At 53.1% G+C, this 24,449-nt stretch carries 20 protein-coding genes and 1 tRNA gene; 7 read left to right on the top strand and 14 right to left on the bottom strand.

All coding sequences use genetic code 11. The features are described 5' to 3' along the window. Positions 1-37: 37 nt before the first annotated feature. From ACSEXW_RS13430 to ACSEXW_RS13420, 3 genes are all read right to left on the bottom strand, one after another. Entirely contained in the window at positions 38-526 is a 489-nt protein-coding gene (locus ACSEXW_RS13430; RefSeq protein ID WP_438446674.1) for a hypothetical protein, read from the bottom strand. Between the two features lie 115 nt (positions 527-641). Beyond that, the gene (locus ACSEXW_RS13425; protein WP_438446673.1) at positions 642-1,241 is read right to left on the bottom strand and encodes a stalk domain-containing protein; all 600 of its coding nucleotides are present in this window, start codon (positions 1,239-1,241) and stop codon (positions 642-644) included. A gap of 171 nt (positions 1,242-1,412) precedes the next feature. Then, entirely contained in the window at positions 1,413-2,186 is a 774-nt protein-coding gene (locus tag ACSEXW_RS13420; RefSeq protein ID WP_438446672.1) for an N-acetylmuramoyl-L-alanine amidase, read from the bottom strand. Between the two features lie 201 nt (positions 2,187-2,387). On the opposite strand from ACSEXW_RS13420, the gene ACSEXW_RS13415 reads away from it, so the two are divergent. Continuing rightward, the gene (locus tag ACSEXW_RS13415; protein ID WP_438446671.1) at positions 2,388-2,960 is read left to right on the top strand and encodes a hypothetical protein; all 573 of its coding nucleotides are present in this window, start codon (positions 2,388-2,390) and stop codon (positions 2,958-2,960) included. A 45-nt stretch (positions 2,961-3,005) separates the two neighbouring features. Here ACSEXW_RS13415 and ACSEXW_RS13410 read toward each other — a convergent pair whose 3' ends face one another. After that, positions 3,006-3,215 (bottom strand): hypothetical protein, encoded by a 210-nt coding sequence (locus ACSEXW_RS13410; RefSeq protein ID WP_438446670.1) that lies wholly within the window; start codon positions 3,213-3,215, stop codon positions 3,006-3,008. A 145-nt stretch (positions 3,216-3,360) separates the two neighbouring features. Further along, a tRNA-Thr gene (locus tag ACSEXW_RS13405) sits at positions 3,361-3,431 on the bottom strand. Between the two features lie 178 nt (positions 3,432-3,609). On the opposite strand from ACSEXW_RS13405, the gene ACSEXW_RS13400 reads away from it, so the two are divergent. Then, positions 3,610-4,356, top strand: coding sequence for an MBL fold metallo-hydrolase (locus ACSEXW_RS13400; RefSeq protein ID WP_438446669.1), 747 nt, complete (start codon positions 3,610-3,612; stop codon positions 4,354-4,356). Positions 4,357-4,424: 68 nt separating this feature from the next. Next, complete coding sequence (locus ACSEXW_RS13395; RefSeq protein ID WP_438446668.1) at positions 4,425-4,676, top strand: DUF3892 domain-containing protein; 252 nt, start codon at positions 4,425-4,427, stop codon at positions 4,674-4,676. Positions 4,677-4,730: 54 nt separating this feature from the next. On the opposite strand, the gene ACSEXW_RS13390 is transcribed toward ACSEXW_RS13395, so the two are convergent. After that, positions 4,731-5,186 (bottom strand): GNAT family N-acetyltransferase, encoded by a 456-nt coding sequence (locus ACSEXW_RS13390; protein ID WP_438446667.1) that lies wholly within the window; start codon positions 5,184-5,186, stop codon positions 4,731-4,733. A 60-nt stretch (positions 5,187-5,246) separates the two neighbouring features. Beyond that, entirely contained in the window at positions 5,247-5,741 is a 495-nt protein-coding gene (locus ACSEXW_RS13385; RefSeq protein ID WP_438446666.1) for a divergent PAP2 family protein, read from the bottom strand. Between the two features lie 143 nt (positions 5,742-5,884). Between ACSEXW_RS13385 and ACSEXW_RS13380 the strand changes: the two genes are divergently transcribed. Beyond that, the gene (locus ACSEXW_RS13380; protein ID WP_438446665.1) at positions 5,885-6,307 is read left to right on the top strand and encodes a CBS domain-containing protein; all 423 of its coding nucleotides are present in this window, start codon (positions 5,885-5,887) and stop codon (positions 6,305-6,307) included. A gap of 98 nt (positions 6,308-6,405) precedes the next feature. On the opposite strand, the gene ACSEXW_RS13375 is transcribed toward ACSEXW_RS13380, so the two are convergent. The 5 genes from ACSEXW_RS13375 to ACSEXW_RS13355 form a co-directional block, all read right to left on the bottom strand. Next, positions 6,406-7,632 (bottom strand): ArnT family glycosyltransferase, encoded by a 1,227-nt coding sequence (locus ACSEXW_RS13375; RefSeq protein ID WP_438446664.1) that lies wholly within the window; start codon positions 7,630-7,632, stop codon positions 6,406-6,408. 3 nt (positions 7,633-7,635) lie between these two features. Then, positions 7,636-7,992, bottom strand: a complete 357-nt coding sequence (locus tag ACSEXW_RS13370) for a DUF2304 domain-containing protein (protein ID WP_438446663.1) — start codon at positions 7,990-7,992, stop codon at positions 7,636-7,638. Continuing rightward, complete coding sequence (locus ACSEXW_RS13365) at positions 7,989-8,699, bottom strand: glycosyltransferase family 2 protein (RefSeq protein WP_438446662.1); 711 nt, start codon at positions 8,697-8,699, stop codon at positions 7,989-7,991. Before ACSEXW_RS13365 ends, ACSEXW_RS13370 begins: the two co-directional genes overlap by 4 nt. A 179-nt stretch (positions 8,700-8,878) precedes the next feature. Next, positions 8,879-9,211 carry a hypothetical protein gene (locus tag ACSEXW_RS13360; protein ID WP_438446661.1) on the bottom strand — a complete coding sequence of 111 codons (333 nt, stop codon included), beginning with the start codon at positions 9,209-9,211 and terminating at the stop codon, positions 8,879-8,881. Between the two features lie 127 nt (positions 9,212-9,338). Continuing rightward, entirely contained in the window at positions 9,339-9,503 is a 165-nt protein-coding gene (locus ACSEXW_RS13355) for a hypothetical protein (protein WP_438446660.1), read from the bottom strand. A gap of 305 nt (positions 9,504-9,808) precedes the next feature. Between ACSEXW_RS13355 and ACSEXW_RS13350 the strand changes: the two genes are divergently transcribed. After that, entirely contained in the window at positions 9,809-19,939 is a 10,131-nt protein-coding gene (locus ACSEXW_RS13350) for an immunoglobulin-like domain-containing protein (RefSeq protein WP_438446659.1), read from the top strand. Positions 19,940-20,164: 225 nt separating this feature from the next. After that, complete coding sequence (locus ACSEXW_RS13345) at positions 20,165-21,250, top strand: acyltransferase family protein (RefSeq protein WP_438446658.1); 1,086 nt, start codon at positions 20,165-20,167, stop codon at positions 21,248-21,250. A 52-nt stretch (positions 21,251-21,302) separates the two neighbouring features. Here the strand turns inward: ACSEXW_RS13345 and ACSEXW_RS13340 are convergent, their stop codons facing one another. After that, positions 21,303-22,580 carry an O-antigen ligase family protein gene (locus ACSEXW_RS13340; RefSeq protein WP_438446657.1) on the bottom strand — a complete coding sequence of 426 codons (1,278 nt, stop codon included), beginning with the start codon at positions 22,578-22,580 and terminating at the stop codon, positions 21,303-21,305. A 301-nt stretch (positions 22,581-22,881) separates the two neighbouring features. Between ACSEXW_RS13340 and ACSEXW_RS13335 the strand changes: the two genes are divergently transcribed. After that, positions 22,882-23,898, top strand: coding sequence for an acyltransferase family protein (locus tag ACSEXW_RS13335; RefSeq protein WP_438446656.1), 1,017 nt, complete (start codon positions 22,882-22,884; stop codon positions 23,896-23,898). Between the two features lie 147 nt (positions 23,899-24,045). Here ACSEXW_RS13335 and ACSEXW_RS13330 read toward each other — a convergent pair whose 3' ends face one another. After that, positions 24,046-24,291, bottom strand: coding sequence for a DUF6050 family protein (locus ACSEXW_RS13330; RefSeq protein ID WP_438446655.1), 246 nt, complete (start codon positions 24,289-24,291; stop codon positions 24,046-24,048). Positions 24,292-24,449: the final 158 nt, after the last annotated feature.

The following is a 24,449-nucleotide window of genomic DNA, read 5'->3' as shown; positions in this document are numbered from 1 at the left end:
TGTTCGCTGCGGCAGGTCAATGAACGGGAACACCCGTTCAGTCCCCCTGTACCATCAACAAATTGGCGATTTTCTGCAGGCGGATGTACTCGTTCTTCTTCAGATCCTTCCGGAAATAGGCGAACAAATAAGCCGCTTCCACGAAGGACAGAGCGGGGTAACACGCAATCCCTTCATTCGTGAACGGGTTGTCCATCACGATCTGCCATTCTCCGTCCCGGTTCTCCGGAGTGACGGCGGTCAAGGCCTCGGACTTGTGGAAGATATACCGGTCGTAATCCTCCCACACCCGTTCCCAGGCGGGGCTTATAGCGCCGGGGTCCGGAACGATCTCTCGCCCTTTGCCGACAAGCTCCTTCACCCGCCCGATGCCGCTCTCATCGGCAGCCATCAGTTCATCCCGCAGACCCTCCAGAAGCTCGTTGAACATCGAATATCCGCCCTGCTTGTACTCCTCCCGGAGAGCCGCATAAGATCCCGGCTCCGCCGCGGCGAGCTGTTCGACTAACTCATGCTTAGAATTCACCTGATCTTCACCTTCTTATTCCTATGTATTATTAGAACCGATTCACAAGAAAAGAGCCCCCTGCTAAACCGGGTGGCTCCTTTCACTGTAACACAATCTTCATTTTTTTAAAAGTTTACTCGGAGACAATCAGCTTCTCCGCAACGGTCACGTAGCTGCCGTCCACATCGAAGGCGAACCGCACGGTGTAGTTGCCGCCTTCGCTGAACTTCACCTTAAACGGAGCGATAAACCAGAAGTTGTCCTGCGCACCGTCCATGGTGTTATCACTGCTGGCCACTTCGCTGCCGTACGGGTCCAGCACGGAGAGCTTGAAGCCGGAAGCCCCCGTCAACAGATTGTCCACCTGCACGAATACGTCGAAGCTTCGCGAGCTGCCCTTGTCCACCTTGCCGAAGGGCTTCTTGATGTTCGAAGAGCTAGCCTCCTGGGCCACGAACATATTCACGTTCGGCTTAAAGATATTGGCGGTCTGGCTGCCCTCGTCCCACTTGACGATCGCGTGAAAGGCATCCGCAACCTGTCTGAGCGGCAGAACGGTGCTGCCCTTCACCATAAAAGCCGGTACCCCGTCCGTAGACATCGTGCTGCCGTTCACATTCACCCGAACCTTGGAATAGCCTTCAAAATTGCCCCAACGGGAATCAGCCACCGCCGCTCCCCCGGCAACCAAGCATAGAACAAGCGTCAGGACGCCCCATCGCTTGATGTTCATCCCTTATGTACCCCCATTGCCAGTATGATAGTGTTGTATAAGGTTATACTCCGGGGGGTGGAAAGAGTTGCGCCGGTTGTAAACGAAAAAATAAATGACAACGAAAAAATCCGCCCCGCCGCCTTCCGGCAGCGGCGGGCGGATCTCCCTCCATACGGCTGTCGCCGACCGTCAGCCCAACAATCCCTTACGGTTCAGAATGGTGACGAACCGGTAGAAATCAAAGGAGCCGCCCTCCGGGGTATCGACCAGCCCTTGGGCAACAGCCTTGTTCACGGCCTCACGGGCCCAATCGGGCACCGCTGCTTGAACCTCCAGCCCCTCCAGCTGCGCCACCCGCGCGGCCAGCTGCTTATTCTGTTCCTCCAATGCGCTTAACCGTTTCAGCAGCTCTTCCATTTCCTCATCTCCCATCTCCGGCTCCGCCAACGCCGCGTACAACCGTTCCCACGGATAACGGGGTCCCGGACAGTTCGGCTTATTCACCGGATTGATTTGATAGTGCCCGATCACATGATAAGGGTCGAACGGGAAGTCTTTTCCCCATTTATCTCTAATGTACTGTCTGATGTAGCGGTGCAGCCACACGGTGGAGGCGAATTGAGCCTCCGTCAGTTCCCCGTCGTAGCCTTCATGCTCGATGGAGACGGTGTACAGGTTCGGATTCACGTTCATCGCCTTGACGACGGGTGCCGTCGCCAGGCTGAACTGCTCCGCCGGAATGCCGTTGGCCCAGGCCATCCGGTCGATGGACACGTATTGGTGGATGCTTCCGTCCTTCCCTACGCCGAAGTGTGCGGAGGACACGTCATTGTTCGGATCCGTGAACCAGTTGTCCATGCTGCTGAGTGTTCCGACCGAAACGTGCTCGACGATGACGAATGGAATATGGCCGTCCCTGCTGCTGGAATTCGTGTTGGCGTTGCCCTTCCATTGTATCTCCATTCGGACGCACCTCCTTTCCTGTCGCTCGGAGAGATTCCGCTCCTCACGATATTGTATTCGGGAGACACGCCGTTTGACAACGAATCAAGCCATCCACATCAGAGCGGCCGGAATCCGCTTCATTCGGCTCGCCCCTGGCGTATGATCCGGTTCCGGTCAGGAAATCCTATCCGGGACAAGTAAGAATCAGGAGGGCGTACCATGTCCATATTGCTCCGGCTAGCCTGCTTATTGGCGCTGACACTTCTCTTCTCAGGCTGCACAAGGGATATCCGGGATCCCGACCGTCACGGCGAAGGGCTTCGACCTTCTCCAGGACAATCCGCATCCGAAGCCCAGAGCCCGGAGAGCAGCGCACTCGAGGACGGTCCCCGGACCAACGGCAAATTGGATATCCATTACTTGAAGCATCATCTGAAGCCCGGCCTGTCTCAGGCCCAGGCGGTGGACACCTTCGGAACCGGCTACAAGATCGTCGTCCATCCCGAGGGCGGCACCGCCATGTGGAGATACGACTTCGCCGATACCGGCTATCAATTCCAAGCCACCGGCGCAACCGTCGGGACTAATGTCGCCCAAGCGGACATCGACGGACTGCGGAAGGGTATGGTCCACATGCAGCTCTTTATTGGGTGGGAATCGGACAAGCAGGTATCCGGCTACAGTGAGCTATACTATGTGGACGACACCGCAGCAGCAGGTCTTCACAAGGTTCGGCTGTACACCGTATATCCCGACGGACACAGCACCGATCAGGAGATCCTTGCCCGGTGATGACCGCAGCAAAAAGGCACGGCCCCTGACGGCCGTGCCTTTCTCTTATTTGTAGCCTCTCCCCCGGGTCAGTACGCAGGGGACCCCTTTGCCGAGCGCTCCAGGCTCCGACATTTTCTCCATGTACCGGATCCCCCGCTGGCATTTCGTCTTGCAGGCCTGGCACACGTCGGAGGTGACGACCTTCATGTTGAAGCGATTCCGGTCCAGCCCCGAGGGTGGATCGTTTTTCTTTTTGGCGTTCCCTTTGGCCATGTGTAACACGAACCCTTCTTCCGGTTTTCGCGAGCAGCGCGTACCACAGAATATGCGGCAGACGTCCATGATGTCCCGGTCCGGGCGGGCAAAATGCAAAAAAACCTTCGGCCGCAAGGGCTGAAGGTTCAAGGTTCGGTACGCATGCCGAGTAGCAGAATCGAACTGCTAATTGTGCATTACGAGTGCACTGTTATACCATTTAACTAACTCGGCGTGTAAAATAACGGCAAGAAGTATTATAAAACAGCGCACCAAAAAATACAATCCAAAATTTATCGACGGCAATTTACGATGATTTTCGTCAAATTTTATTAATAATTAGTAAAAAGTACCTTTTGTTTTGGTCCTAGTGATGATAAATTAACATTAGTATAAAGAGGGGGAGAGCTAGATGGACATCCAGATCCAGATGCTGGGCACCGGTAGCGCCTTCGCGACCCAATATGACAATAACAACGCGCTTTTTACATGCAACGGATACCGCTTGCTTGTGGATTGCGGCGTAACGGCTCCGCGGGCACTGCATCAGATGGGCATTCCGTTCGACGAAATAAACGGCATTTTCATCAGCCATTTGCACGCCGATCACGTAGGGGGGCTGGAGGAATATGCCTTCCAAATGTATTATGTCTATAAGAAACGCCCCGTCCTGTGGGTTCCCTCCGTCCTCCGCACTCCCATCTGGGAGCACACCTTGAGAGGCGGCATGGAGAATCCGGCGGAGTGCATCGATACGCTGGAGCATTATTTTGAAGTGAAGGAGCTTGAAGCCGGCATTCCCCAGGAGATCCATCCCGGTCTTACACTCGAGATTATGCCGACGCTGCATATTCCCGGCAAGCCCAGCTTCGGGATTTATATGAACGATGCCCTCTATTTCTCCTGCGACTCCATGTTCGATGCGGAGCGTCTTACGGCCTTAAGACGGGAACGCGGCTTGAAGCATGTACTGCACGATTGCCAGCTGCAGGGCAAGGGTTATATCCACGCGACGCTGGACGAGCTGCTGACCCTGCCGGACGAGCTGCAGGCCATCACCCGGCTCATGCATTACGGGGATGCCAAGGAACAGTTCGAGGGGAAAACCGGACGGATGACCTTCATAGAGCAGAGGGTTCCGTATACGTTCACGGTGTGAGCTATTCCCGGGGCCTCTGCATAATTCCCATCCTTCCGGAGCATGCTAAACCCCGGGAGGCGATTGATATGCCATCGAATATGAACCAACAGAACCAGCAGGAGCAAGTGGTGGCCGTACGCAAAAACGGCGACGGAGACATCGTGGAACTGAAGCTCACCTCCGGCCAAGTGGTGGATTACAAGCAGGCCCAGCAGATGGCCAAGAACGGCCAGATCCTGAATGTCAATGTGTTCCGCGGCCGGGACGGGGACGAGCATCTACGTTCCAATGCCGACGGAGATCCGACCAACAATCTGGATAATCTGCCACTCTTCTGAAGGCGCAAGAACCCCCCGGTCCGTCAGCGGATTCCGGGGGGTTCTTGTTTTCTCTTACAGCTCTTTGGTCATCCGGACATGCAGAATCCCTGCATCCTGGAAAGGCTCTCCCGGCTCCGTCCGGTATCCCAGGCGATGGTAGAAGCCCTCTGCGGTGCACTGCCCGTCCAGCAGGGTGGAGGCCATTCCGCATGCACGGGCGTCGTCCTCCAGCGCTTGGACCAGGATGCGGCCGATGCCCTTGCTCCGGTACTCCTTCAGCACCGCGATCCGCTGCAGCTTGGCCACACCGGGGCGATACTCCTTCCAGCGGCCCGTCGCCGCCGGCTTGTCGCCGTCCAGCAGCAGAATATGGTGACAGGCTTCGGGAGACACGTCATATTCGTCCATCTCCAAATCCTCTGGCACCTGCTGCTCTTCGACGAATACCTTGATCCGGATGCCGAAACAGGCTTCCAGCTCCTCTTGGGTGGTCACTCGGATGGTGTTCACTGGCTTCTCTCCTATCATGGTTACAACCTGCTTGTTCCATGATAGCCCCGTCTGCCCCCATCCGTCAACGACTCCTCCTTACCGGCGGAACGAAAACCGTTCCTTTCGAACTCCTGTTGTCAGCTCCGAAAAGAAGCTGGCAGCTCCGATGGCGGCTCCCAGCAGCATACCTCCTAGAACCTCCATGGGCATATGTCCCAGCTTCTCCTCCAGGAGCGCCTGCTGCTTCTCATGATAAGGTCCAGGGCGGTCCTGCTCCAGCTCTTCCACCCGCTGGTCCAGCTCATTGACCTCCATGGCGATTTCTCCCGCCCGACGGCGGATTCCCATGGCATCATACATCACGACAAGGCCGTACAAGGCGCTGATGGCGAATTCGATGGAGCCGAAGCCTTTTTTCATCGCTGTATAGGTCGCCAGAGAAGAGACACCCGCCGAGTGGGAGCTGGGCATGCCCCCAGGCTCCACCGCCATGGACCACTCCCATGTGCGGGTCTTCCAATAATGAACCGGCACCTTCAGAAGCTGGCCTGCGGCAACGCCGGCCAGCGCAGTCGTCAAAGCTCTGTTCATATTCTCACCCCTTACGCTATAGAATGGAAAGGAACTCTTTTTTCTATGCCTGCTCCGGGGAGGGAACTTCATCAAGTACCGTCACGCCGCAACTTCTGGTACAATAGGATGGGTATAAGAACGGATGAAGGAGATTCAAGACGATGAATATCGCCTTTTTTCTATTGCCCAAGCAGGAAGTGGTCTGTCTGTCCATTCATGCCACCCTGCGCCAGACACTGGAGCGGATGGAATATCACCGGTACACGGCCGTGCCGATTCTCCGGGATGACGGAACGTATGCCGGAACCGTCACGGAAGGAGATCTGCTGTGGTTCTTCAAGAATCAGACGGACTTAACCTTTGAAACCGCTCACTTGCACCGTCTCGACGAGATTCCTCTGAGAATGCAGAATGCCACGGTCCGCATCGACTCCAACATGGAGGATCTGATCCGGCTGGCCAAGGTCCAGAACTTCGTTCCCGTGGTGGATGACAGCGACAAGTTCATCGGCATCGTACGCCGCAGCGACATTATTGAGTACACGGCCCGCCATATGCTGGACAGAGCCGCCAGCGACCGTTGATCCGCAATTATCTCTATGCTTCGTCCATGAAAAGACCCGGCTGCCGGCTCTAAGAGCTTGGCACCGGGTCTTATGCATCCTATAGAGCGCTTCGCCGGTCACCCGAACCCGCGGTTGCGCTGCAGAGCCAGCTGGCTCTTCACCGAGACGAAACGGACCACACCGACCAAGGCCCCTGACACCCCCAGCATCAGAAAAGGGAGCATGCCGTACAGATAACGGTCCACCGGAATGAAGATCTGATGGATCCCCCAGAATAGAGTCAGGCATACCGTCAGGTATGCGTAAGGCCGGCTTCCGCGGAGCGTCATCATAGGGAGAACGGCCAGACCCGCGTAGACAATCACGAAGTGAAGCTTGTTCAGAAAGGCGTAATACCACGCGTACACCGACGGCGGGTACATGCCGACCCATAGGGTGCGGAAGAAGACCTTGAATTTCCCAACGGTGAACCACCGGATCCATAGCCAGGGATCCTCCCTCAAGCCGGCCCGGACCCGCTCCAGTCCCAGAGCGAACTGTCCTTCCTCGGGCACCCGGGACCAATCGATGGTTCCCATGAAGTAAGGATCCGTCCCCCCCAGGAACGGGTTCCCTGCCTCTCCCCTCGCTACCGGTATGAAAGCGTGGAACGTAACGGCATTACGGATCCACCAAGGGAGCATGACAAGAGCGAACGCGCCAACTCCCCGCAGGATCAGCGGCACGAACAGCCTCCTGTGGCGAACCCACAGGAACAGGTACGGAACGGCGGCCAAGGGCAGAACGTTGGGACGGATCAGCACCGTCATGCCGAGCAAGAAACCGGCCCATAGATGGTCCCGGCTCCGGTTCTCCTGGATAATCCGGACCTGTACGTACAGAAGCGCCGTGAAGCACGTCAGGAACAGCACCTCGGTCAGAATCAGCGACGCCGACCAGACATAGGACGGATACACGGCGGCCATTAGGGCAGCGATTAGCCCCGCGGCCGGATGAAACAGCCTTCGGCCGATCAGGTAGATGAACCAGACAGCCCCTAATCCGATGAAGCACTGCACGTAGCGGATCAGCATCAAGGTCGGCTCCAATGGGTCATGCCCGAAGACGCCGAACATGAAGGTCAGGAACATGGGCAGCCCCGGCGTGACCAGCGTGTTGGGCATCGTGTCCCGGTAGGCATAGATCCCTTTATCCAGCAGCTGCAGAGCCAGCTTGGTATAGTTCAGCTGGTCCCACTCCAGCGGATCGATCCGGCCGTACCACAGGTAATGAAGCCGGAGGAACAGCGCCAGGCCCAGCACGCCCAGCATGGCGTAGGTATAGCGGCGGTCATGTGTCGTCATGCTCTAGGCTCCCTCCCTGCGTGCAGCTGCCTGCGGCGTTTCGGCCTTCAGAATGGCCAGCTCTTGGGCCAGCCGGGTGGTTCGGCGGTGCAGCTTGGAGATCACCATAGTCAGATGCAGGGTGAAGGCCAGGGAGAACAGGAGGCCGATCAGGAACAGAAGCGACGGCGCGTAATGGACGTGCATGATCCGGGATAACCGCTCCAGCAACCCGGGGAAAAAGCAGAAGACGGTCATGGACAGACCGAGCACCAGCCATAGAAGGGCGTAACGCTCCTCGATCTTCCTCCGCCGGATCAGCTCTACGGTAGCGATCAAGAAGGACAGGCAGAAGACGGCGGCGGCTTCGTATACGTTCATGACCGGGCCTTGCCTCCTTCCCGCAGCCGGGTCATCACCACGGCCAGCGATACCTTGATCATATAATACATGGACTTCAGCGGCGTGATTGAGGAATGCCCCGCCTCCCGCTGCCGCATCCGCACGGGAGTCTCCTCCACTCGATAACCCTTGCGAAGCAGGAGAACGATGGCCTCCACTTCCGGATAATCGTCCGGATAGTAGCCAGCGAAGAGGCGGATGCCGCTGCGCCCGACGGCACGGAAGCCGGAGGTGGGGTCGGACAGCCGGCGTCCGGCCATAAGCCGGATCATCCACGTGAAGAAGTGGATGCCCGCTCTTCGGGCTGCGGTGGACCGATATCCTTGGTATTCCATGAACCGCGAACCGATGCAGCACTCGGTCCGGCCCTCCCGGACGGGATCCAGAATCCGGTACAGCTCTGCTGGATCGTGCTGTCCGTCGCCGTCAATCTGGACGGCGATATCGTATCCGTGCCGCTCCGCGTAGAGGTAACCGGTCTGCACGGCTCCCCCGATGCCCAGATTGACGGGTAGATCGATGACCCGGGCCTGGCCGGTCCGACGGGCCACCGCCCCGGTGGCGTCCGACGATCCGTCGTTCACCACGACGATATCCATCTCCGGCTGATGCCGCTTGATGGAGAAGAGGACCTGGGCAATGCTCTCCGCTTCATTATAAGCCGGTATAATGGCCAATGTTTTCATCCGCAGCTCCTTCTTTCTTACAGGCTAAGAATCCCCACCCTTCACTATTCCCTGCCAATTCCGCCTCTAAACCCCTTCCCATGCAAAAAAACCGCCTCCCCGAGGAGGCGGCTTCCGCCGGCCATTTAATGAAAAAACCTTTCCGTAAGGCTGCCCGCTGGCACCCGGTGAGGCACATCCTATTGGCCGCCGCCCAACAAGAGCTTGCGCTCCTCCTGAAGCTTGCGGATCCGCTCTTGGTAAGCCGCCGTCTGCCCGCTCAGAACCTTGCCCGGCAGCAGATGGCACAGCCCGTCCTGTTGGAATTCCTCCGAATCTATGTAGATGGCCTCTATGAAGCCTGCCGCCTCATCATACAAAACCTCGACCGCTTCCGCCTCCGCGTCGGCAGCGCGGCTGAACCACCCTTCCCGAAGGGCCCTTCTGCAGGAGTAGTACCTGCCCTGAAACAAGATCCCGTCCGGCGTGATCCACGCCGTTCCTACAGCCATCTGACTCTGATCGACAACCATTCTTCCCGCTCCCTTACCGTTTGACCGCCCGCTCGATGTATATATCCGCTGTCGGTTCTTCTATTCTAGCAGGCACCGCATCCCTCGTCAGCGGTAAATAATAGGAACGGGCCGAAGCCCGCAGGCTTCAGCCCGTAATGGTCGCAATCCACTCGTTCTTCGTCAGCGGCTCCTTGCCCTGTTCCTTGCATTCCTTGACATAGATGCCATACAAGGTGTCCATGTAATCCTCCGGCAGCTCAACAGGAATGTCGCAGGCTTCCTTGTCCCCGCAGCAATTATGGCTCTTCATCCGGATGCGCCTCCTTCATAAGGTATGGATCTGTTACTCCTCCATCTTACCTTACTTGAAGAGAAATCGCTCCTGCGAGGCACGATTGTTCTGAAACTGTCATAATTAAAGCCGCTTACATCCCCTCTCTAAGATAACCAAGTCTCTCCCTTGCGGGGACCGGCTTTTTCTCCGTCTGCTGTTCAACAACGATTCCTATCTGGATCCTTTTATTTTGTAATCTACAATACAGACAGGAGCGACAAAAATGCTATATGATACATTTCGTATCTAACGAAATAGATGATGAAAGGTGGAGTCCCGCAATGGTTCATTCTCTGGAGGGCAGGCGGCTGTACCGTTTGATCCCTCTCTTCCTCGCAGCCTTGCTGGTTGGAGGGCTTTTTTCGTTCGTGCTGACCGCCCGGGCACAGGCCTTGTCCCTGAGCCAATTTACGGCTGGCCCGAACACCGCCAACAACGCCATGGAGCTATCTTGGGTCAACCCCGACGATACCAGCTTCTCCAAGATCAAGATTTACAGGCAGACCGGTACGGATACGGGAAGCTGGTCCTTTATTAAGGAAGGAAGCCTCTCCTCCTATACCGACGTGATCTCCGGCATCAAGCTGTACACCACGTATTATTACAAGCTGGAGGCCTATAACAAATCGAATCAGCTGATGGGCGAGCCCCTCTACGCATCCGCCCGGCTGCGCGCCGGCCCCATCACCTTCTCCTCGTGGGCGCTGGAGAACAGCGGCACGGCTACTTTTGCCAACCACACCTACTACGAGCTACGGGCCGAGTTCCTCGCGGAGGAAAATATCTCGTCCATCGCATACGAGTATTCGCTGAACGGCACGACCTGGCTGCCCTTCGTGGAGCTGGCATCAGCCGCCGTAACCAAGAAGCCGACGGGCGAGTGGTACAGAGCCGTCAAGACCGACCTCTACAACCTTCCGGATGGTACCCACAAGATCCGCGCCACCGCCAAGGATGTGAGCGGAGATATCCTGACCGAGGAACGGACCTTCCTGAAGGACGCCACCCGGCCCAACGGAGTCACGAATGCCTCGGCGGACGTCAGCACCCCCGATACCCATAAGCTCGCTTGGGTGAATCCCTCCTCTGATTTCCACCATGTGGTCATCCAACGCCGCATTCCGGATGTGAACAACTCCTGGAGCGACGTGACCGCGACGCACCAAGGAAATGAATACAGCGTGTCCGCCATATCCGGATTGACTTACGAATATGCCATCTCCACCTACGATGCTGTTGGGAACAAATCCGTCCAAACGGTTCCGCTGACCGTCCAGTCTCCCATGACCGCTCCGGTGGTGGATGAGATGAAGCCCGACGCCAACTCGATCACCAACGAGAAGAACGTCTCTTACAGTGTGAAGATCCGGGACAATGTCCCTGTCACCTCCATCCTGGTGGAGGCTTCCGCCAACGGAGGACCTTGGCAGCCTGTCAACGCCTCGACCCAAGCTCCCACAGCCAAGAACAACTACTATTCCGTAAGCGGAACCTACAACCTGGAGAGCTACGGCGAAGCCACCCTGGTTCTCCGAGCCACGGCCAAGGATACGTTAAACCGGACGGTTACTGCGGATCGAACCTTTACCGTGGACCGCGTCGCTCCGGCCGCACCCGCCAACCTGACCGCCACCACCCAATCCAACGGCTCTCTGATCAGCTGGAGTCCCGTTCCGGGCGCCAAATCCTATACGATGACCCGTCTGGCGGATGACGTGAACGGCATCGGCGCCGCCATCTGGACCATCAATGCGCCAGGCGTCAGCTACGTGGACGGAGGTGTGCTCGGCAAGCCGGCCACTTATACCGTGTCCGCCAAGGATGCAGCCGGTAACATCGGACCGGAATCGAAGGTGACCACGCTGCGCACCAACGGTCCCAGCCTGACCTTAACCGCCGGCAATGAAGTATATACCAATCAGCCGGCCTATACCGTGCGGGGCACCACTACGCCGGGAGCGACGGTAACCGTCAATGGTGTGGCTGCTGCCGTCGGCTCGAACGGAGCCTTCAGCGCCTCCATTACACTCCAGCCCGGTGTCCAGACCCTGACGGTCAACGCAACCCAAACGTCCGGGACGACAACGCTCAAACAGAAGGTCGTCTTGGATCAGGATAAACCCTCCGTTACCGGCTTAACTCCGGCTGACGATTCCGTGGTCAACGGATACAACAAGGACCTGTATGTCACGGCTACGGACCCCGGAGCCTCCGGCTTTGACAAGATCGAATTCCAGGTATCACTGACCGACGGACTGTCCTGGAAAACCTTCGGCGTGAAGACCAAAGCCGAGCTTAGCGAAAGCAATTACACGACCTATTCCAACGGCAATGTCCATCTCTATTGGAACACCTTCACTCCCATCGATGGCGTGGGCGAGCTGACCGACGGTCCATACAAGTTCCGCGTCTTGGTGTACGACCGCGCGGGCAACGTATCGGACGGGATTCCGGTCCGGATATGGCTGGTCGACAACACCTCATACCGGGCTAACATCGGGGTGCCCTCCGGCTTCAAGGCGGAGAACAAGATCGAGGAGATCAAGCTCACCTGGATCAAGAACGTAGACACCTACACCAAGAAATACCGCATTCTCCGCTCCACCAGCCCCACGGGCGCCTTCACCGAACTGACCACGACCACGTACGATTATTATTCGGATAAGACCGTTTTTAACGGAACCAAGTATTATTACAAGATCCAAGCGCTGACTAACGAGGGGGTCGAAAGCCCGCTCTCCGCTCCCTTGGAGGCAGAAGCCCTGATCGATACCATCGCATCGCCCATCAACTCCACCACACCTGCGGAAGGAGCCCGGATCGGCGGAGCCGCGCCGTATATGGATGTGTACTTCAACGAAAACTCCCGGAAGCCCATCGCATCCATTCAGCTTCAATATTCCAGGAACGCCGGTCAAACCTGGAGCAACGCCTTGTCCTACAAAACCGGGCCGCACAGCGGATGGAGCTATGATTATTACAGGCTCTATCTGGATTCCGCTCTTGTTCCCGAAGGCAGCCTGCTCTTCAAGATCACCATTACCGATGCGGACGGCAACGTAACGGTCAAGACGCTGACGCTCACGGTGGATCTGACGGCGGAGGTCCCGGTTCTCAGCTCCATGACGTCCGTGGACGGGATGGTCCTTATGCAGTGGAATCCCATTACAGCCGAGGATTATGACCGGATCTTCATTTATCGAGCCGACAAGAGAGACGGCATCTATTACAACTACAAGACCGAAACGAACGCCGCCGTCACCTCGTACACCGACAATTCCGTCACTCCCGGCAGCGTGTATTATTACAAGCTGGTCTTCCAAGACAAGACCGGAAACCAGGGCGAGACGGCCATCTTCCCGATACAGGTCGTGGATGACGCCCAGAAGCCGGTCATCCACTTCATTGCTCCGGCAACGGGAGCCACCATAGGCGGAGATTCCCTCACCATCAGCACGAAGCTGTCGGATAACCGATCCGTGACGGGTACGAAGGCCGAATATTCCCGCGACGGAGGCAAGACCTGGACGCTCGCAGCAGACGGCTTCTCCCAATCAGGTACCTACTATTACGGCTGGAACCTGAAGGGACTGCCTGAAGGGACCTATATCGTGCGCATCTCCGCCTGGGATGCGGCGAACAACATCGCCACCGCCGACGTCACCTACACACTCGACAAAACGGTCAGTCCCGTAACCAGCTATCAAGTGATTCCGGAAGAGAACTCCATTCTCTTGAAGTGGACTCCCATCACGGATCCGGATCTTCCGGACTATCATCCGTACCGAATTCTGCGCAGTACGACACCGGGCGGCCCTTACGGCTCAGAGATCTCCCTGGGCAAGACAGAAACCCAATACCGCATCACCGATCTGAACCCGAAGACGACCTACTACTTCGTCATCAAGACCGTAGACAAATACGGCAACGTGGCCTACAGCCAGGAGAAGTCCGCTTCCTATCTGGCGGATACCACCCCGCCTGTCGTGGTCAGCATTACACCGGCTACGGGCTCGACCATCGGCGGAACCGGAGAGCCGTACGTGAAGCTGGAATTCCGTGAGAATGCCGGCTATGTGGGAACCAGCGCCGTCTTCGAATACACCACTGACGGCACAATATGGACGCCGCTGCAGGGCACTGTCGGCGGGCCCAACGCTAACGGGACGCTGTTCTATTTTGCCCAGTACTGGAAAATCAAGGACTTGCCTTCGGGCACCTATTCCGTCCGGCTGACCGTGAAGGACGCCTCCGGCAATACCGCTTCCGCCACGGCCGTCTACGAGATGGACCACACGCCTCCCGCCGCGCCGAAGAATCTGATCGGACGCTACGGCTCCGGCATCGTGAACCTGACCTGGGAGAAGCCGGCGGATGTGGATCTCAAGAAGTATAAGCTGTACCGCGCCACCAGCGAGCAAGGCCCCTTCACCGTCATCAAGGACGATGTGGCCAAAACCGCCGTCAGCTATACCGATTCCACCATTCAATACGGCTTGACCTATTACTACAAGCTGACAGCCGTGGATCAATTCGACCAGGAGGGCGCCGTATCCAATGTAGCCGCCGCATACGCCCTGCAGGATTCCATCCCGCCGTCGGTCCAGAACATTACACCTGCCAGCGGAACCGTTCTGTCCCCGACGACCTCCATAACCGTCACCGGAACCGATAACCTGTCCGTGTCCAGCATCCTGCTGCAGATCTCAACGGACGGCGGAGCCACCTGGACGGAGGTCGGGACGAAGGCCGCCAGCGGCAACAGCGCCACCTTCGACCTGGCGACCGTCACCTTCAACGGTCCCATTCAGATTCGCGCCGTCGCTTACGACTCCTTCGGGAATGCCAGCACCGGCGGACCGGTCCGCAGCTACACGCTGGATGGTCAAGGACCTGGGAAAGTAACCGGGCTGCGCACCGTTCCCGGCGAGACTACGGTGTACCTGAAGTGGAACGCCGTTACGGACGCGGACATCGACTACTACACCGTGGAGAAAAAAGGCCCCACCGATCCGGATTTCGTCGCTGTCGGCACTTCTGACGGAACGATCGCCAGAACCATCACCGGTCTCGAACGGCTCAAGACCTACCAATTCCGCGTCGTGGGCTACGATACCCGCGGGAACCGGGGAACCCCTTCGGACCCCGTCACGGTCACGACCGTATCGGACGGACAGCCGCCGGTCATCAGCGAGCTAGGCCCCAACGGCGGCAGCTATGACCAATCCGTACCGCTCACCGTCAAGGCCACAGACAATATCGGTACCGTAGGACTCAAGCTCCAATACTCCCTGGACCGCCAAGCCTGGACCGACATCGTCACCTTGGAAGAAGGCAGCGGCACCGCTTCCTATCCGTGGAACACCTCCGCTCTGGCCGAGGGAACCTACTATGTGCGCGCCGTAGCCTGGGATGGAGCGGGCAATATCAGCGACCAGACCGGAACAGCCAAGTTCGTCCAGTTTGCCATCGATCATACCCCTCCGGCCATTCCGACCGGCTTCAAGGCGGCTGCCAATGCCTACAGCATCGTTCTCACTTGGACGGCACCGGCGGAAGCCGATCATGCCGGCATGAATATTTACAAAGCCGAAGCGCTTGCCGGACCTTATACCCTGCTGAAGGGCAAGCAAGCTGGCACCACCTATACGGACGAAGCCGTCACAACCGGCAAGATCTATTATTATAAGATCAGCTCGGTGGACCGTGCCGGTCTGGAGGGCGGGCAAACCGCCGCCGTCTCTGCACAGCTGCCTGCCGATACGGCTGCACCGGCGATTACGTCTCTCACACCGGCGGACGGTTCCATGCTGGGCTCCAACCCGGTCATCAAGGTCAAGGCCAGCGACAATTACCGGCTTGCCCAAGTGACTCTGGAGTACCGCAAGAAGGGAGCATCCGCGTGGACTCCGCTGTACGCTGCACCAGTCACGGGCAGAACCGCCGATGTGGATTATACCTGGAACACGTCCCAGCTGGAGGAAGTCCCCTATGAGGTTCGGGTTCAAGCTAAGGACGCAAGCGGCCTGACCAGCAGCTGGATGACGTTCACCTATACCTTGAATATGTACGCCCCGAAGGCACCGGTCTTGTCGGGCACTCCCGGAGGCTGGACCGCTTCCTTAACCTGGACCGGCAATACGGAATCGGACTTCAAGGAATACCGCATTTACCGCAGCCTGGTGGTGGATGGCTCCTTCGAGAAGATTCATACTACCACCGCTCTCGCTTATACCGACAAGTCGGTGAATCCCGGCGTCCGCTACTACTATCTGGTGGAAGCCGCGGACACTTACGGCAACACCTCCCGGAGCAACGTCATCAGTCTGGTGCCCACCAATGAAGACGCCATTCTTCCTGTCGCCAGGATCGAATACACCGGCAGCACCTATCTGGGAGACACCATTCAGTTCAATGGCCTGAAATCGACGGACAACGTACGCATTGACCGGTACGAATGGAACTTCGGCGATAACGGCACCAGCATCATCGGGGAACCGACTCACTCCTACATGACGGAGGGAACCTTCAACGTCACCTTGAAGGTCTATGACCCGAAGGGCAATTCCAACACGGCGACCGTCCGTATCGTTGTCGTCGATCAGCCGGTCAAACCGACCGGATTGTCCGCAGAGCCCGGAGATCAGCAAGCGTATCTCACCTGGAGCGCCAATCCTGAAACCAACGTCACCGGCTATCATGTCTATGGGCTGGTGAATGGGGCTTGGAGCCGGTATACCACGACTTCCGTTACCGGCACCTCGTATCTGCTGAAGGGCTTAACCAACGGCACGGAATACGTTCTGGCGGTCACCGCCGTGAACCAAGCGGGAATCGAGTCCGAGAAATCCCAATCCGTCCCCGTTACTCCGGCGGTGCAGCAGGTCAAGACCGTCGCACAGGCCATCAGCAGCAATACCGGCTTGAAGCAAACCGTAGCCGGGTATATCGTCGGCACCACCGCCAGCGGAACGGCGGCCCTGCCCTTTGACTTCGCCGCTCCCTTCCCGACGGCCACCACTCTCCTTTTGGCGGATCAGCCCGGGGAAACAGCCGCTGGCAAAATCCTGGTCGTCCATCTCTCCTCCGGTGTGGCAAGAGCCGCGCTGAATCTGATGGATAACCCGCTGAACGACGGGAAGAAGCTGCGGATCAAGGGCGATCTGCAGGCTTACCTGCAGCAGCCCGGTATGACTAACATTACCCTGTTCGAGCTGCTGTCCATGGATCTGGAGGATGTGACTGCGGACCGCGACGCCCTGCAGATCGGTTTCGCCAGTGGAGACAGCATCAGCTCCGTCACCTCCAACGTAACCCTGCCGGTCACGGGCGCCAAAGGCTCCGCCATCACTTGGGCCAGCAGCGCACCGACGATCATCGCCCCAGACGGCAAAGTCACCCGCCCGGCGGCAGGAACCGGCGACAAATCCGTCACGCTGACGGCTACTCTCAAGAAGGGCACGGAAACCGCGACGAAGAGCTTCACGTTGACGGTGAAGCAATTGACGGCCTACTACGGACCGGGGCAGTATGAGGATACGAATGCCGCTCTGCAGTATCAACCGGTCTGGATCACCTACGGTAGTGCGGAATACTCCGGCGGTTCCATCAAGGGTTTCAGCGAAGCTGGTTCTTCCTTCACATTGAACTTTAAAGGAGAGTCCATTCAGATCTACGGTCTAAAGTCTCCGTACAACGGCATCGCAGAGGTATTCCTGGATGGTGTCAGCAAAGGTACCGTAGATTACTACAGCAACACGGCACAATTTCAGCAGCTTATCTTCGAAGCCAACGGTCTATCCGGCGTCAACCATACGATCAAATTGGTCAACACCGGTAATAAGAATCCTAAAGCACTAGAATCCAAGATCAATGTGGACTACATCAAAGTAAAGGAGACTCTTCCCCAGGCGCCGCTTGGTCTGAAGGCCACTCCGCAGCTTTCCAAGATCAGCCTTACTTGGGATGCGGTGAACGGCGCCGTCGGCTATAACATATACCGTAGCACGCAAGCCGGTTCCGGGTATGTGAAGCTGAACGGAGCTTCGGTGACCACCGCCACCTACACCGACACTGCCATAGCTGAGAACACCATGTACTACTACGTGGTGAAAACCGTCGGAGCATCCGGTCTGGAGTCCCTTCCTTCCGCGGAAGTGTCGGCGAAGCCTCTCTCCCTGATCTATTACGGTCCGGGACAGTACGAGGACTCCGATGCCTCCCTGCTCTACCAACCCAGTTGGATCGTCTATGGCCATACGGCGTTTTCCGGCGGCACCATAAAAGGCTTCACCGGTACCGCTGCTTCCGTCACGTTGAATTTCAAAGGCGGGTCCGTTCAGGTCTACGGTCTGAAGTCACCGTACAACGGCATCGCCGAAGTGTTCCTGGACGGCGTCAGCCGAGGTACCATAGATTACTACAGCAGCGACGCTCAATTTCAGCAGCTGATCTTCGAAGCTACCGGCTTGTCGGACGCCAACCATACGATCAAGCTCGTCAATACCGGTACCCGGAATCCCAAAGCGCTGGAATCCAAGATCAATGTGGATTACATGAAAGTCGGCGAAGCCCTCCCGGCTGCTCCTGCCGGACTGAAGGTTACAGCTCAGCTTTCCAAGATCAATCTGATTTGGGATGCTGTCTCCGGATCCACGGGATATAACGTGTACCGGAGCACGAAGTCAGGATCCGGTTATGTCAAGCTCAATAGCCCCCCTCTTACGGCAGCCTCGTTCATCGATTCCGCCGTAACGGAGAACACCATGTACTACTACGTGGTGAAAACCGTCGGAGCATCCGGTCTGGAGTCCCTTCCTTCCGCGGAAGTGTCGGCGAAGCCTCTCTCCCTGATCTATTATGGTCCGGGACAGTACGAGGACTCCGATGCTGCCCTGCTCTATCAACCCAGTTGGATCGTCTACGGCCATACGTCGTTTTCCGGCGGCACCATAAAAGGCTTCACCGGTACCGGCGCCTCCGTCACGTTGAACTTCAAAGGCGGTTCCGTTCAGGTTTACGGTCTGAAGTCTCCGTCCAACGGCATCGCCGAGGTGTTCCTGGACGGCGTCAGCCGTGGTACCGTAGATTACTACAGCAGCAACGCCCAATTTCAGCAGCTGATCTTCGAAGCAACTGGCTTGACGGACGCCAACCATACGATCAAGCTCGTCAATACCGGTACTCGGAATCCCAAAGCTCTGGAATCCAAGATCAATGTGGATTACATTCTTGTAACAGGTCCGGCTCCCCTGCAACCCCCCACCGTCTTAACCCCTGCTTCGGGCAACGGATGGGTGAAATTAACCTGGAGCGGCTCTGACCAAGCCGTAGGCTACACGATTTACCGCAGTATGAACAGCGGAACCGGGTACGAACGAATTGGTACCGTAACCGGCAATACTGGCTTTGAAGATAAGAATGTCATCAATGAAAAGACCTACTACTACATCGTAAAAGCCATTAACAAGAGTGGAGTCGAATCGGCACCGTCGAACGAAACGTTTGCAGTCCCGTCGAGCACGAACTATAACGGCTCCGGCATCTATGAAGATTCCGCCAATGTCTTTACCTTCAATCAATCCTGGAGGGCCCACTCGGATTCTTCATATTCCGGAACCACAATCCGAAGTGTTGATCTTCCCGATGGATCGGTAACCTTATATTTCACCGGGTCCTCAATCAAGCTTTACGGCTTGAAATCGCCGAACAATGGTATCGGAGAAATAAAAGTGGACGGAGTTAGTATGGGGAACATTGATTTGTATAGTTCGGAACGCCTTCCGAAGTCTCTCTTGTTCGAAAAAAATGATTTATCCGCGGGCAATCACAGCATATCCTTCTTGCGAACAGGGATGAAAAATGCAAACGCCCTAGAAACCAAAATCAACTTTGATTTCTTCGCAGTGGGTAATGTCTCTCTCCCTCTTCATAAGTCGATACCTCAAACCATCGAAGGAACCGCCTATGTAGAACAAAATGGTATTGGACTAACCTGGACTGAGGTATCCGGAGCATCTCACTACGTCATCGAAAGGGAGACGGTAACAAGCAGCGTCTATGGCGGTAGTTCACCGATAAAGATCACCGTCACTCAAAGCACTTATATGGATCAAAACGTTGTGGGCGGCATGCTGTATCGTTACATCATCCGTGCCTATGACGAACAAGGGATTCTTACAGGCGTTTCCAACCCCATGGAAGTGATGGCTGCAGCCTTTACGGTATCAGGCAATACGACACCAGTGCCAAGTACCGGAACCACTACACTCGTCACCGCCCCACCGGCAACTGGCTCCAAAATTTCGGCACCTGGTTCTAGTACTCCAGCACCTGATATCAGCACTCCGACACCTAGTTCAAGTAATCCGGCACCTGATTCCGGTAATCCGCCACCTGAATCACAAAAATAAACATGAACTGAGGCCCAACTGGCTGAAAAATAGCCGATTGGGCCTCTTTTATGAACGTAGTTCCCTAACATCACATCGAGCTGCTTGAACCAACTCACAAACCCAATTAGGATCCATATCATTTCATCACTCGAACATACAGCAAAATAAGCTCTTACTTCAAATGATGTTTGATGTTACAATTTGTATCAATAATAAAATACTAATTATAGGAGCGTGTGAAAAGTGAGACTAGTGTCTATAGAATCTGCAATGAACACAAGGAGAAATAATTTTGATTTCTTGCGTCTCATCGCGGCTGTATTGGTAATTTTTTCCCACTCGTTCCCGATTTCACTCGGTGGAAACAAATCTGAACCCATATATAAGTTAACAAATGGGCAGTTCACCGCTGGAGAACTTTCAGTCATTGTTTTTTTCGTAATAAGCGGTTTTCTCATCACGAAGAGTTTTGATAGGACAAAAAATGTTGGGGAGTTTTTCATTGCCAGAGTACTAAGAATATTCCCTGCTCTCGTTGTCGTTGTTTTACTAACCACCTTCATATTAGGTCCTGCAGTAAGCACCAGCTCCATTCTTGATTATTTAACAAACAAGCAAACTTACACTTACTTGACCACCATACTACTGCATCCAATAGGCAATAACGGGCAATTACCTCATGTGTTTTCTGATAACGTGCTAAAAAGTGCCGTCAATGGCTCACTTTGGACGTTACAATTTGAATTCATTTGCTACATTATCGTAGGTGTAATGGGCGCAATGAGAATGCTAAGAAAAGATCTCGTTGTCATATTACTGCTTTCAAGCATTGTGATTTCGCACTTGAATATATCAAATTACACCATATCCAATGCCGTGTACTTTACTAATTATTTTGCAGCAGGAATGATCATTTATTTATTCCGCAATAAAGTGCCGTTAACCTTTTACCTGGCGATCACCTCAGTCACAGCATTGATATTTGCTTCCGTATATGGAGTATTGAAAGAAGCGCTTATTCCATTCGGCAGCTATCTTGTTTTTTATTTTTCTCTTTCTCCACAGATAAAAATGCCGAACGTTACCAAAAAGTTTGGGGATTATTCTTATGGTCTCTACATTTATGCCTTTCCCTTACAGCAAATTATAAGCAACGTAATGTTTCCAAACATCAATCCGTATACCCTATTCCTTTTCTCTTTTATACCAACATTGATTCTCGCAATTTTATCTTGGCATTTTATCGAGAAAAGGGCCATTGCACTTAAAGGTAAGATCAATTGGGCTACATTCAAGAGGAAGGCATTGGCTAATACTACTCAAGCATAAACAATGGCCCTCAAAATAGAGGGCCTTTTATTTTCCTATGCTCGCCCAATGTTCAGCACCTGTTTTGTCGAAGAGTTCTGAAATCAATAAAATGAAAAACGGCTCCTGAATAGGAGCCGCTGGTTGAACATACACCCGTTAGGAACATCCATATGGAGTATTCTGGGTTAAACACTCCGTTAACAACTAGAGTTGTAAACACTGTTGACAAACCAACTGTGATCAGTATGGCTCCTCTTAATTGATTATTAAGCCGTATAGCTTTAATACCTGAAATGATTAGCGTCGACATAAATAGAACGTGTATGAGAATTCCTACCAACCCCACCTTAACAAGTAAATACATATAACCATTATGAAGAATCGGAACTCTATTAAACAGTTCCCCATTTAGGGACATGTAAAGTCCTAAATCAACTTGAGCACCAAATCCGTTCCCAAAAAGTTTGCGAATGTTTGAAGATGCATCGAACATTATCATGGCACGATACGCCTCATAGCCACGCCAATCCATATTTATGTCGCTGATGTTGCCGTAATCATTATCGCTACCACCAATCTCTTGCAATGAACGGCTCATTTTTTCAGCAAGTTGCTTTACCAATTCGTTATTGGTGAAATCAACTTGAGAAAATGTGAGGACCGCAAAGCACAAAAAGAACATGGTTAGAGGTATTTTTAAGCTCTTAGTCTTAGTAGTAATGATTTTTTGTTTCATGGGTATGATTGTCATAATACCAAGCATAAGGACAGTGATGATAATTAATGTACGGGAAAGCGAAGTAGCTAATGATATAAGGCACAAAAAAATACCCATTGTACTCCATAGTCTATTACCTTGAAGGAATTCAAGATTGTATTTCTTACGAAAGAGGAGTAAGCATAACGAAACAACTGTTAAGCTACTGCCCAGCCCTGCATAATTACGAATACTCGCCAAGCTTTCAGACAAAACGGAAGGCTTAAGAGCAAACTTAAATAAATGCCATGATGATGTTGCAATTCCGGCGATAACAATTGAATTTAGCACTCGGTTAAAGTTAGTCATTTGCACAAATATATGGCCGACTATAATTATTAAGATAGGAGTTGTGTAATAAACGATGTCTTTTACAATGTCCATCTTTTCGTATTGGGTCAATAATGTAGATGTAATTCCGATAAAGACAAGAAGAACAAAAGGATAGGATACTGCGAAAGGTTTATAGGTCAGTTTATAATGCCGAAAGATTTGAATTACAGTGAAGGAAAAAAGAACCAAAAAAAACAACGTAATTGATGAAAATGCTGGGATCATAAAAATAGCTATTTGTATAAGATTGGTTACCATTTAAACATCCTCCTTTTTCTCATTTGATTAACCGGAATAACGATACCCAAAGATATATGAACATTCTGCATTTTCTGAGCCCAACGACTAAGAGAATAGCGAAACGTCTGTTAAAGGATCTCGTTACATAAGAAGAAAGAATCATCAATGAAGGCCACGTTATTTATTAGTAATCTGGCCGCAGCTATTCAATGCCCTCAAATACATATTTACAGTATGCTTCAGATAATGATACATTATGTATCATAGTTAGTAAATTGATAATTTTTTTCATTAGAAAATAAAGGAGAGATCGAATATCTTGAACAAAGAAAGATACGATTTTCTTGATGTGTTACGTGCCGTAGCAGCAATTGCTGTTTTAATTCAACATTCATTTGAGAAGCACTTTGAATGGTTCAATATTATTGGACGAAGTTACTTTAAGTTTGGAGTTTTTGGAGTTTCCCTGTTTTTCCTTTGTAGTGGCTTTATCATACCAACTTCCCTTGAAAAGCACGGATCTCTAAAACGTTTCTGGAAAGGTCGAATATTCCGTCTTTACCCACTTTATATCTTCAGCATTATTTCAACACTTCTACTTATCTCTGTCAATCATCATTATGCGGGCGAATCAATGCCATCGTGGCAAAATATTTTGGTGAATTTAACCATGTTACCCAAGTTTTTAGGTCAGGAACTGATACTCCATCTTCACTGGACATTAAACTTTGAAATGGTATTCTACATTGGTGTTTCCATCTTATTTATTCTTAAAGTAAATAAATTATCAACATTCTTTGTAGCATGTATAATAGCCGTGTCCATCCTTAATAGCTTCACTGTAAACATAGCATACGGAACATTCTTGAATTTCATGTGCATGTTCACTGGAACGGTTCTATTTCGATACTTTAGCAAAAGTATCAAGTTTTCAACGGCATTTGGGACGCTTATCTTATCCATGTTGAGTGTAATAATTGTGATGTACAATGGATTTTACATTAAAGGAGACCATGGTCATTTCTTCTCAGAAACAGCAGCTTATCTTCTAGCTTACGCCTTGTTTCTAACGGTTATGTTGTTAAGCAATAAACGAATGCCCAACTTTATGTTGTATCTTGGACGTATCAGTTTCTCACTTTATATCATGCAGGATATCCCCATCGTTCTTATTCCAGATACTTTTGGATATCTAGTGCAAGCTATTATGATAATCGTATCCACGGTAATAATCGCAACAATTACATATTATTCAATCGAAAAGCCATTTATGGATCTTGCAAAAAGAAATAATCAAAGCAACCGTTCAGTGCAAGGAAAAACCATTGCTTCATAAGAAATCGCCACCCTCATTTTTACAGAGGGTGGCGATTTATCCTTTATATTTATCGTACCTATATTATGGAGCATGATTTGTATGGAGGACTAGGTGTAATACAAGCTGTATTTAAAGTGAATCTTCTATCAATCCTTATAACTAATTTCAAGATTCCCTAACCACTGCTTTACCCGAAAGTGTAACTACTCCGTTTATAATACCTTTTAAAATATGATATATTGCAATAACCAGCTTATAGCTTGCTATGAAGCCTCCTATAATCCCGGCTATAATAAAATTCAACAAAAATACAGCTGAAGTTGTCCCAAGATCTCCGTTCTTCAAATAAATAATACTACGCATACGTACAAACCCAAAGGGTAGTCCAACAATTACCCAAATTCCAAGCATGTTCGAAATGGGGCCACGGGTCTGTCAAGAATTTTGTGTAAGCTCATTTATAGGGAACTCCCCCGGGGAGGGGGAGTTGGCCTGTCTACCGTAAATGTTGACCGACCCGATCAGGAAAAAAGACCGACAGCTGCAACAGCATTTGTCCCCAGTTCTGA

The sequence above is a fragment of the Oryzibacillus soli genome (assembly GCF_051594765.1).
In the GTDB taxonomy this organism is placed as follows: Bacteria; Bacillota; Bacilli; order Paenibacillales; family NBRC-103111; genus Paenibacillus_AR.
This window is presented reverse-complemented; position numbering and strand designations above follow the sequence as displayed.